The following is a 7,440-nucleotide window of genomic DNA, read 5'->3' as shown; positions in this document are numbered from 1 at the left end:
GGGGGCCGGTGCCCCACCCGCCCCCGGTCCCTCCACCCCGGCCCGCATCTTTCAGCCCGTCCGGCGTTCGAGGACGAGGCCGTTCAGGCCGTGCGGGGGTCCAGGGGGCGCAGCGCTCCTGGCGGGGTCGAAGGGGCGGAGCCCCTGGGGATGGGTCGGGTAGGGGCGGCGGGGGCGAAGAAAGAGGGCGAGCCCTGTCAGCGCAGCGCCCACTTCTGATTGGCCGCCCCCGTACAGGACCAGATCTGCGCCCGAGCCCCATTCACCGCCGAGTTGCCCGTCACATCCAGACACTTACCCGCCGCCGAATTGACCACGTCACCCGTCGACCCGTTGTACGACCACCGCTGCGCCCCGGTCCCATTGCAGTCGTAGAGCTGAACCTTCGCCCCATCAGCCGTGGACGCCGACGTCACGTCGAGACACTTGCCCAGCGCCTGGACCGACCCGTCCCCCGCCACCGTCCACCGCTGCGCGTCCGAGCCATTGCAGTCGTACAGCTGAACCGCCGTACCGTTCGCCGACGACCCCCCGGCCACATCAAGACACTTCCCCGCGAGCCCCACGAACGCCCCCGTCTGTCCACCCCCACCGACCTGCTCCCCAGCCCAGGTGAACGTCGCGGACGTCTTCCCCGGCAGCGAGTACGTCGCGTGCTGCGAGCCCCAGTTGATGGTCACGGTCTTCGCGGACGAGGAGTCGTTGTAGGCGATCAGCGCCTTGGAACCGTCAGGATTGCGCCACGCCACGTTCGGCACGGACGTACTCGCCGTAGAGGCCACCCGCTGCGCCCCCGGCCGCACGAACTTCGTCAACTGCCCCATCGTGTAGTACTCGATCGTGTAGTCGACCTGCCCACTCGCCCCGTCCCCGTTGTGGACGGTGATCAGCCCGGAGCACGTCCCGCACCCCCCGTTGTGCGGCCCCCGGTTCTGATCGACGGCCAGCGACCACTTCGTCACCGACTTCGCCCAGTTCCGTGTGTAGTCGACGATGTTGAGCATGTCCTCGCGCTGCTGGTTGGCGATCCAGGTGCCACCGGAGTGCTCGGTCCCGAAGGCGTCCACCCCCGGGTACTGGTTGTGCACGCTCGTCTGTTTGCCCACGTCCCCGCCGTACCCGTGCCAGGCGATCCCGCCGAAGTTCGGATGCGCGCGCACGGCCGCGTCGTCGACGCTCTGGGCGGCGTACGAGTCGTACACGTCCCAGTTCCAGTCGTGCGCCAGCACCTTCGTGGACAGCCCCGCGGCCTGCAGCTTCGGCAGCAGCTCATTCTTCGTGAAGTACGCGAGCCCCGACGCGTTCCAGCTCATCGACGGATACCCCGAGCAGCACGTCGGCTCGTTCTGCGCCGTGACGTAGGAGACCGGCACCCCCTGGTCCCGGTACGCCTGGAGGTACTTGACGAAGTACGAGGCGTACGCCCCGTAGTCCTCCGCCTTCAGCCAGCCCCCGTTGAGCTGCCCGCTGTCCTTCATCCAGGCGGGCGCGGTCCACGGCGAGGCCATCACGGTGAGCGAGGGGTTCAGCTGGAGCGCCTGCCTGGTCAGCGGCACCACGTCGGCCAGATCGTGCGCGATCGAGAACGACGAGAGGGACGGATCGCTCTGCCCGGCCGGCACGTCGTCGTACGTGTACCCGTACCGGGCGAGGTCGGACGCACCCATCGGATTCCGCAGGAACGAGAGCCCGATGCCCTCCGTCGGCGAGAACAGCTTCCGCATCGTCGCGTCCCGGGTGGCTCCCGACAGCGCCCCGCTGCTGTTCATCAGCCAGGCCGCGGTGTCGGTGAAGGACGCGCCGCCGCCCGTGAAGGTCTGGTAGCGGGTGTTCTCGTCGACGGTGATGTTCTCGCCGCCGCCGCCGGTACCGGCCTGGAAGGCGAACGGCGTCTGGGCCTGCAGCCCGCGGACGACATGGCGTCCGCCGTCGTCGTCCGTCGTGGTCAGCCAGGCCGTGACGGGTTCGCCCGCGGCGTGCGCGGGCGCCGCCGTGACGGCGGTCAGTCCGGCGGTGGTGAGCAGTCCGGCGAGAAGAAAACGGACCGCCCGAGTGGGTCTCCTCATGACGCGTCGCCCTTCTGGGTGTGGGGGAGGGGGCGTGCGAGCCGTGAGTAAATGACGGCTTCGGGTCCACGTCAAGGGGTCTCGCGTTCAGAGCGTGAAAGAACAACTGCCCTGATCCGGCCGCACATTGCCCGTGTACCGGTTCTGACGTGAAGTCTTGACGGCCTCCCGGGACGCCAGTTAACTCACGCCGTGATCTAAGTCGTAAGAGACCAACCGGAAGCGACGCCGTCAGGTATTCAACCAGGTACTCAGCCAGGCATTCAGCAAGACATTCAGCAAGGCATCCAGTCAGGGATCACCAGGATCACCAGGTATTACAGGGACTACGTAGAGTCGAGGGAAGGTCCATGCGAAGAACCGCCCTGCTCGCCTCCGCCGCTTTGCTCACGGGGCTGCTGCCGCTCCTTTCGGCCGGAGCGGCCACGGCCGACGAACCGGCCCCCGTCCCCGTCGACCGTTTCGAGGGCGAGGTCCCCTTCGCCAATCCCCCCGCCGGGGGCCTGTTCACCTGGGGCGGTGACGCGGACGACCCGCCCGCGCTCGCCCTGACCACCCGTACCGACGCCCCCGAGGGCGCCAAGGTCCTCTCCGGCACCTACGACATCAGCGGTTACGGCGGCTTCACCCACGACTTCGCCTTCGACCAGCCGGCCCATGACTGGTCGGCCCACAAGGGCATCCGCTTCTGGTGGGACGGCCAGAACAACGCCAAGAAGGTCGCCTTCGAGATCAAGGACGGCGGTGCCAACGGCGAGGCCTCCGAGCTGTGGACGACGTCCTTCACCGACGACTTCACCGGCTGGAAGCAGATCGAGATCCCCTTCACCGACTTCACCTACCGTACGGACTACCAGCCCGTCGGCGGCATCGACCAGGTTCTCGGCCTCACCCAGATGTGGGGGTACGCCCTCACGCTCCCGGTCGGCGTCAAGGGCCGGTTCGCCCTGGACGACGTCGAGTTGTACGGCAAGGCCGACCAGTCCCTGCGCGCCTCCGTCACCGCCGACTCCGCCGTCCACCCGGTGAAGGAGGGAGCGACGGCGACGGTGAAGCTCTCTGTCGCCACCACCGGAGCCGCCCCGATCGACGAACCCGTGACCGTCGCCTACGAGAGCGCGGGCGGCAGCGCCGAGCCCGGTAAGGACTACACACCGGTCAAGGGCGAGATCACCTTCCCGGCGGGCACGGCCTCCGGCACCTCCCGCACCGTCCAGGTCCCGACGCTGCGCGACAAGTCGGCCGAACCCGCCGAGACGATCCCGCTGAAGCTCACGGTCACCGGCGCGAAGGCCCCCGCCGAGACCCCGCAGATCGTCATCGACGCCCACGGCCTGCCGTACCTGGACCCGAAACTGCCCGTGAAGAAACGGGTCGCCGACCTCGTGTCCCGCATGTCCCTGGAGGAGAAGGCCGGGCAGATGACCCAGGCCGAACGCGGCGCGCTCACCGCGCAGGGCGACATCGCGACGTACGACCTCGGCTCGCTCCTGTCCGGTGGCGGCTCGACCCCGATGCCCAACACCCCCGAGGCCTGGGCGAAGATGATCGACGCCTTCCAGCTCCGGGCGCAGGCGACACGGTTCCAGATCCCGCTGATCTACGGCGTGGACGCGGTGCACGGCCACAACAACCTCACCGGCGCGACGATCATGCCGCACAACATCGGCATCGGCGCGACCCGTGATCCCCAGCTCGCGGAGCGGACAGGTTCCGTGACGGCGGCCGAGGTGCGCGCCACCGGCATCCCCTGGGACTTCGCCCCCTGCCTCTGCGTCACCCGCGACGAACGCTGGGGCCGCTCCTACGAGTCCTTCGGCGAGGACCCCGCGCTCGTCGAGTCCATGGAGACGATGATCCAGGGCCTCCAGGGCGCCGCGAACGGCAAGGACCTGAAGGACAACGACAAGGTACTGGCCACGGCCAAGCACTTCGTGGGCGACGGCGGCACGGAGTACGGCTCGTCCACGACGGGCTCGTACACCATCGACCAGGGCGTCACGAAGGTCACCCGGCAGCAGTTGGAGGCCGTCCACCTGGCGCCGTACCAGACGGCGGTCGACCGTGGCATCGGCTCGGTCATGCCGTCCTACTCCTCCCTCGACATCCTTGGCGACGGCCGGGGACCGGTGAAGATGCACGCCCGCGCGGACATGATCAACGGCGTGCTCAAGGACCGTATGGGCTTCGACGGATTCGTCATCAGCGACTGGCAGGCCATCGACCAGATCCCCGGCGACTACGCGTCCGACGTCCGTACGTCGATCAACGCGGGCCTGGACATGATCATGGTTCCGTACGCCTACAAGGACTTCCGCACGACGCTGGTCGACGAGGTACGGGTGGGCCGCGTCAGCGAGGCGCGGGTGAACGACGCCGTGTCCCGCATCCTCACCCAGAAGTTCAAACTCGGCCTCTTCGAGAAGCCGTACGCGGACACGAGCGGCGCGGCACAGATCGGCTCAGCCGGCCACCGGGCGGTCGCCCGCGAGGCGGCGGCCAAGTCCCAGGTCCTCCTGAAGAACGCGGCCGGCGTACTGCCCCTGAAGAAGTCCCAGAAGGTGTACGTGGCCGGTTCGAACGCCGACGACCTCGGCAACCAGACCGGCGGCTGGACGATCACCTGGCAGGGCGCGTCCGGGAAGCACACGGACGGTACGACGATCCTCCAGGGCATGCGGAACGCGGGCGGTGACGTCACCTACTCGAAGGACGCCTCAGCCCCGACGTCCGGCTACGACGTGGGTGTGGTCGTCGTGGGCGAGACCCCCTACGCGGAGGGCGTCGGCGATGTGGGCAACGGCAACGACCTCGCTCTGACCCCTGCCGACCAGGCCGCCGTGGACAAGGTGTGCGCGGCCATGAAGTGCGCGGTCCTGATCGTCTCGGGCCGCCCGCAGCTCATCGGTGACCGCCTGGGTGGGATCGACGCCCTGGTGGCCTCGTGGCTGCCCGGCACGGAGGGCGACGGCGTGGCGGACGTCCTGTACGGCAAGCGCGCCTTCACCGGCCAGCTCCCCGTCACCTGGCCCAAGTCGGAGACCCAACTCCCGATCAACGTCGGTGACGCGTCCTACGATCCCCAGTTCCCCTACGGCTGGGGTCTGACCACACTCACGAAGGTCCCCGGGGGCGGCGAGGCCACGCTCAAGGCCCTCACCCTGCTCGCCCGGACCGCGGACCGAACCGGCTCGGCGCGACTTGGCCGCGCCGCGGTCACCAAGGCCCGCCTCCTGGTCCAGCAGAGCACAGGCTCAACCATCACCCCAGCCCTCGCCAAACCCTTCGCAGAAGCCGACCACCTCCTCCTGGCCGCCCACTACACCCAGGCCCTGACGAAACTCCTGAAGGCCTACCGAGCCAGATGACGGCCAGAGGCTGATGTGCGGCGGGGCGTGGGGGGCTGATCGCACAGTTCCCCGCGCCCCTCGGCGAGGCTTCGCCCCGCCCCTGGGGTCACCCCATCCCCACCAACACCAATGCCCAGTTTTGCGCACGTTCAGGTAGCTTCGGAGATATGAAGGCCGCACTGATCCGAGGACTCCCCGGACTGCTGATCGCGCTGACACTCGCCGCCCTCACGGCACTCACTCTCACCGCACCCCCCGCCCGCGCGACCACAGACGTGGGAACAGTGGCGGCAGCCCTCCGCAAGAGCCCCGTCTACGTGGACCCGGCAGCCTCCGCGCAACTCTCCAAGGCGGACGCCGACACCCTGGCCAAGAAGATCAAGAACGCGAACAAGCCCGTCTTCGTGGCCGTCCTCCCCGCGGACTTCCCCACCCAGAACCTCTTCCAGAACCTCCGCACCGACACCGGCATCACAGGCCTGTACGCCATCAGACTGGGCACCCGCTTCGACGCCCGCGCCGACACCGCCGTCATGCCCCGCACCGCCGTCCAGAACCTCGTCACCAGCGTCAAGGGCGAACCCACGAAGACCCAGCTGAACAACTTCACGGACCGCGCCCTGGCCAACATCAACGGCTCGGCCCCCAAGAGCTGGGGCTCGGCCGACGGAAACGGCGTCTCCGCCGGCACCCTCATCGCGGTGGCCGCGGTAGCCGTGGCCGGCGGCGCGGGCGCCTACACCCTCGTGCGCCGCAACCGCCGCCGCAAAGAGCAGGAACAACAGGAAGCACTGGACAAACTCCGCGTGGTCGTCGACGAGGACATCACCGCCTTCGGCGAGGAACTCGACCGGCTCGACTTCCACCCCGCCGAGGCCGGCGCCGACGACGCGATGCGCGCCGACTACGAACGCGCGCTCGACGCCTACGAACAGGCGAAGTCGTCCATGGCAGCGGCCCGCCGCCCGGAGGACGTACGTGCCGTCACCCAGTCCCTGGAGGACGGCCGCTTCTCCCTCGCGCTCCTGTCCGCCCGTCGCGAGGGCAGGCCCCTGCCCGAACGCCGCGCCCCCTGCTTCTTCGACCCGCGACACGGCCCGTCGGTCGCCGACGCGACCTGGACCCCGGCTGGCGGCGCCCCCCGCGAGGTCCCGGTCTGCGCGGCGGACCAGGCCCGTCTGGCGGACGGCCGCGCCCCGGTGGTCCGCGAGGTCGACACCGATCACGGCCGCCGTCCGTACTGGGACGCCGGTCCGGCCTACGGTCCCTGGGCGGGCGGCTACTTCGGTGGCGGCCTGCTCCCCGGCCTCCTCGTCGGCACCCTGCTCGGCAGCGTGATGGCCACCCCCTCCTACGCGTCCGACTACGGCTCCGGTTACGGAGACTTCGGCGGTTACGGCGGCGGTGACGTCTCCGGCTCCGACTTCGACCCCGGCGACTTCGGCGGCGGTTTCGGGGACGGCGGCGGCGGCGACTTCGGCGGCGGCGGCGACTTCGGCGGCGGCTTCTGAAACGAAGGCTTCTACAGCACAGCCGTCCCGGACAAGGGCTCCTACAGCGCGGCCGTCCCTGACGAAGTCCCTCGAGGCTCGGTATCCGCAAGGCGGTCCATCAGCGCCCCCGCCAGTCGCAACACCTCACATTCGGTCTCGTTCAACGTGCCGAGCGCCTCCGCCAGCCAGGCATCCCGCTCAGCCATGTCATGCTCCAACGCCCGCAGCCCCTCCGCGGTGAGCGTCAGCAGGGACTGGCGCCGGTCCGCGCTGTCGGCCGTCCGCGCGATCAGCCCGTCCGACTCCAGCTCGGCGAAGACCCGGGTCAACGACTGCGGCCGCTGCCGCTCGGCCGCCGCGACCTCGCCGGGCGTCGCCGCCCCGTGCCGACGCAGGTGTCCCAGCACCCCCAGCTGATTCGGACTGAGGCTGCCCTCGCCCCGCTCCTGCCGCAGCCGCCGGTTGAGCCTGACGACACCACGCCGGACCTGGGCCGCATAGGAGAGATGATCCATCCGTTTATCGTAAGCT

Annotated in this window: 4 protein-coding genes; 2 read left to right on the top strand and 2 right to left on the bottom strand. The window is 69.4% G+C overall.

Going from position 1 to position 7,440, the window contains the following annotated elements; translation table 11 throughout:
- Positions 1-197: 197 nt before the first annotated feature.
- The gene (locus ACIRA5_RS24160) at positions 198-2,066 is read right to left on the bottom strand and encodes a ricin-type beta-trefoil lectin domain protein (protein WP_403693617.1); all 1,869 of its coding nucleotides are present in this window, start codon (positions 2,064-2,066) and stop codon (positions 198-200) included.
- A 350-nt stretch (positions 2,067-2,416) separates the two neighbouring features.
- Here ACIRA5_RS24160 and ACIRA5_RS24155 point away from each other — a divergent pair, with 350 nt between their 5' ends.
- Both ACIRA5_RS24155 and ACIRA5_RS24150 read left to right on the top strand, forming a co-directional pair.
- Positions 2,417-5,434: a glycoside hydrolase family 3 protein gene (locus ACIRA5_RS24155; RefSeq protein ID WP_403693616.1), complete on the top strand. Its 3,018-nt coding sequence runs from the start codon at positions 2,417-2,419 to the stop codon at positions 5,432-5,434.
- 149 nt (positions 5,435-5,583) lie between these two features.
- Positions 5,584-6,927, top strand: coding sequence for a hypothetical protein (locus ACIRA5_RS24150; protein ID WP_403693614.1), 1,344 nt, complete (start codon positions 5,584-5,586; stop codon positions 6,925-6,927).
- A gap of 41 nt (positions 6,928-6,968) precedes the next feature.
- Here the strand turns inward: ACIRA5_RS24150 and ACIRA5_RS24145 are convergent, their stop codons facing one another.
- On the bottom strand, positions 6,969-7,424 hold the full coding sequence (locus ACIRA5_RS24145; RefSeq protein ID WP_403693612.1) for a MarR family winged helix-turn-helix transcriptional regulator: 456 nt from the start codon (positions 7,422-7,424) through the stop codon (positions 6,969-6,971).
- Between the last annotated feature and the right edge of the window lie 16 nt (positions 7,425-7,440).

Source organism: Streptomyces sp. NPDC096311, from assembly GCF_044763085.1.
Classification (GTDB): Bacteria; Actinomycetota; Actinomycetes; order Streptomycetales; family Streptomycetaceae; genus Streptomyces.
This window is presented reverse-complemented; position numbering and strand designations above follow the sequence as displayed.